Annotated in this window: 3 protein-coding genes; all 3 read left to right on the plus strand. The window is 32.8% G+C overall.

Translation table 11 applies throughout. The features are described from left to right. A partial coding sequence (locus RMO70_RS09815) for a hypothetical protein (protein ID WP_310556262.1) occupies window positions 1-258 on the plus strand: 258 nt, incomplete at its 5' end. Beyond that, entirely contained in the window at window positions 255-1,733 is a 1,479-nt protein-coding gene (locus tag RMO70_RS09820) for a glycoside hydrolase family 30 protein (RefSeq protein ID WP_310556263.1), read from the plus strand. The genes RMO70_RS09815 and RMO70_RS09820, both read left to right, overlap by 4 nt. Before the next feature lie 20 nt (window positions 1,734-1,753). Further along, a partial coding sequence (locus tag RMO70_RS09825) for an MFS transporter (protein ID WP_310556264.1) occupies window positions 1,754-3,966 on the plus strand: 2,213 nt, incomplete at its 3' end.

Consider the following 3,966-nt stretch of genomic DNA (forward strand, 5'->3'; position numbering starts at 1 on the left):
GTAAATTTTATTGATGTTGAAGGAACTCCAAATTCCATTTTTTTAGAAAAAAATAGTTTGGCATTTACCTATTGCCAAGTACCTATTATTTACACAATTGCAAGTGTTAATCAATTAAAAATCATTTATACAAATGGTCAAATTGAAGAAAATGAAACAATGATTTTAGACGACATTCAAAGTAAAAAAATATTTCAAAGAACAGGGGAGATTTTTCAAATAAATATTTCTTTTCAAGATAATTTCTTTAGAAAATGAAAAATATAATTTACCCAATATTGGCAATGAGTATAATGAGTTGTAGTGTTACAAAACAAATGGAAGTTGAGGTATTCGAAACCTCGGCGAATGGGAATTCATTAAAAAAAATGGAAACTTTTTCAGTGAAAGGGTCTAACATAGTAATTTCATTAAATCCTAATGAAGAATTTCAAAAGATTACTGGTTTTGGAGGATCATTTACCGAATCTTCAGCTTCATTACTCAATCGATTGAGTGAAAAAAAGCGCAAGAAAATTTTAGACGCTTATTTTAGTGAAGAAGGTGCAAATTATTCATTAACAAGAACCCATATTGCTTCCTGCGACTTCTCATTAAGTAATTATACGTATGCTAAAGTGGAAAATGATTTGGCAATGGAGCATTTTACTATTGAAGATGATAAAGAAGACTTAATTCCAATGATTTTAGAAGCTCATTCTATATCTAAAGAAGGCTTCAAAATCATATCTTCACCATGGTCATGCCCGCCTTGGATGAAGGATAATAAAAAGTATGTAGGTGGAAAATTATTACCAGAATACAATGATGCCTTTGCTCTATATTTTTCAAAATACCTAAATGCTTACAAAAAAGAAGGTATTGATATTTGGGGAGTTACTGTAATAAATGAACCTCACGGAAATGGGAATAATTGGGAAAGCACCCATTTTTCCCCTGAAGAAATGACTTTGTTTGTTCAGAATCATCTCGGACCTAAATTAGAAAAAGACGGTTGGAGTAATGTAAAAATTTTTGGATACGATCAAAACAGAGCTGGTTTACCTGAATGGGTTGATGCGATGTATAAGGACGAAAAAACTTCTAAATATTTTGCTGGAACAGCCATTCATTGGTATGAGAGTACCTATGAATTCTTTCCAAAAGAATTACAATATGCTCACAAAAAAGCACCTAACAAATACCTGATTGAAACCGAAGGTTGTATAGATTCTGAGATTCCACATTGGAACGATGACGCTTGGTATTGGAGCAAAGAAGCCACTGATTGGGGTTGGGATTGGGCCAGCGAAAAAGACAAATATTTACACCCAAAATATGCTCCAGTAAATCGTTATGCTAATGATATCATTGGTTGCTTGAATAATTGGGTTGATGGTTGGGTCGATTGGAATATGGTTTTAGACAAGCAAGGTGGTCCAAATTGGTTTAAAAATTGGTGTATTGCTCCCATTATTGTAGATACTGAAAAAGATGAAGTTTATTTCACCCCTTTATATTATACTATGGCGCATTTTAGCAAATTCATGCGACCTGGTGCGGTAAAAATTGGTTGTGAGATTAATGATAAAGAAATAATGTCAACTGCAGTTAAGAATCCGGATGGATCAATTGCTGTGGCTATTTTTAATCCAACTGATAAAAATCAAACAATTCAATTAATTCTAAATAATAACAAAAAAAATATTTCCATTAGTGCAAAAGCATTGCAAACAGTGGTAATTAAGCCTTAAAAGGTATAAAATACATTACTATGTCAAATAATAATTCAAATAAAAAAATGGTGGTTCCAATGACTCAAAAAATTGCCTTTGGATTAGGAATGTTAGCCAACCAAATGTTTCCAGCTGCCTTAGGTATTTTTATGGTGGTTTTGGTCGAAAACTTAGGTATGCCATCATGGATGTGGGGTGTTTTATTTTTTGTTCCAAGAATAGTCGATGCATTTTTCGATCCAATTATGGGATTTATTTCCGATAATACTAAATCTGTTTGGGGAAGACGTAGACAATATGTTTTTATTGGTTCTATAATTATGGGAATTGCCTTTATGATTATGTGGCAATTATATAGAGAAGATAGTGTTATGTACAATTTTACTTTTTTTCTAACATTTTCACTGATATTTCATATCGGACTTTCTATTTTCAGTGTTCCTTATGTGGCCATGGGTTACGAAATGAGCGATGATTTTCATGAACGAACAAGTATTATGGCAGTTTCTCAATGGATTGGTCAGTGGGCTTGGGTGATTGCTCCTTGGTTTTGGGTAGTTATGTATGATCCATCATGGTTCCCGAATGCTGATACCGCTACGAGAACATTAGCAATTTGGGTGGGTGTAATATTTATGTTTTTAGCAATGGTTCCTGCTATTTTTATCAAAAGCAAATCTACAAAGTTTGATGATACTTTAGAACCTTTAACATTCAAAACCATTGGTGGGAGTTTTAAAGAAATTTTAATCAGTTTTAAAGAGGCATTTGCAAATAAACCTTTTAGAAAATTGTGCATTGCAACATTCTTTATTTTTAACGCTTTTAATACTGTTGCTGGTTTTACCTTTTTTATAGTTGTTTATTATTTATTTAATGGCAATACAACTGATGCTTGGATTTGGCCTACACTTTTTGGATGTTTGGGCGCTTTATCTACAACCTTTATTGTTATTCCAATTGTTTCTTGGATTTCAAAAAAAATGGAAAAAAAGAAGGCCTTTTTAATTTGTCAAGGAATTTCAATTTTTGGATATATCCTTCTTTGGTTCCTTTTCATTCCAGGAAAACCCTATATGTTTATATTCGCATTGCCTTTCTTTTCATTTGGAATTGGAAGTTTGTTTACACTAATGATGTCTATGACTGCAGATGTTTGCGATATGGATGAGTTAGAATCAGGCAAAAGAAGAGAAGGAGTCTTTGGCGCTATTTATTGGTGGATGGTAAAGTTCGGTTTTGCCATTGCAGGATTGCTAACGGGTGTAATTATGTCGGCTGTTGCATTTAAAGCTGGTGCTCCAACACAACCCGAAGGTGCTGTTACTGGCTTGAGACTTTTCTTTTCCGGTGTCCCAATTATTGGAACTTTGATTGCTATGTGGGTGATGAGAAATTATGACTTAACAGAACAAAAAGCGAGAGATATTAAAAAAGAATTAGATACTAGAAAAGCTCCATTAAAAAAACAGTCTTCAGCTTATCTTTCTGGAAAATTACTTTCTTTAAAAAAACAAGGAAACGCAATTAACACAAAAATAGGTAGTGATTTAAGTTCAAAAAACGAAATTGAAATTAAAACAAAATTTACAGAAATTTTAAATAATGGGTTACACGGTTTGTGTTTTAGTCCTTATCTAGAAGGACAAAAAGCTGGTGATATCTTATCAGAAAATCAAATACAGAGAAGAATAGATTTAGTTAGTCCACATACTAAATGGATTAGATCATTCTCTTGTTTGGAAGGTAACGAATTTATTCCAGAAATAGCGAAACAAAAAGGATTAAAAACCTTAGTTGGCGTTTGGATAAGTGATGATAGAGAAAGAAATGAACGAGAAATTAATTCCCTTACCACTATGGCAAAAGCGGGTTTAGTTGATGTTGCTGCCATTGGAAATGAGGTGTTACATAGAGAAGAACTATCAGAACAAGAATTATTGCAATATATTAAAAGAGTTAGGCAAGCATTGCCAGATTCTATTCCTATTGGATATGTAGATGCTTACTATCAATTTCTTGAAAGACCAGCGTTAGTAGACGCTTGCGATGTTATTTTAACCAATTGTTATCCATTCTGGGAAGGAGCAGATATTGCTTATTCGTTATCTTATCTAGACGGAATGATTGAATTAACAAAACAAGTGGCCAAAGGTAAAAAAGTAATTATTACAGAAACTGGATGGCCAAGTATTGGAGAAAACATTGAAGCAGCTCAACCATCTAATTTGAATGCAATGAAATATTTTAT

The organism is Flavobacterium sp. (assembly GCF_031422135.1).
GTDB lineage: Bacteria > Bacteroidota > Bacteroidia > Flavobacteriales > Flavobacteriaceae > Flavobacterium.

Excerpts from the sequence above, each read along its gene's own strand:
- RMO70_RS09820 (WP_310556263.1), top strand. The coding sequence starts at position 255 with ATGAAAAATATAATTTACCCAATATTGGCAATGAGTATAATGAGTTGT.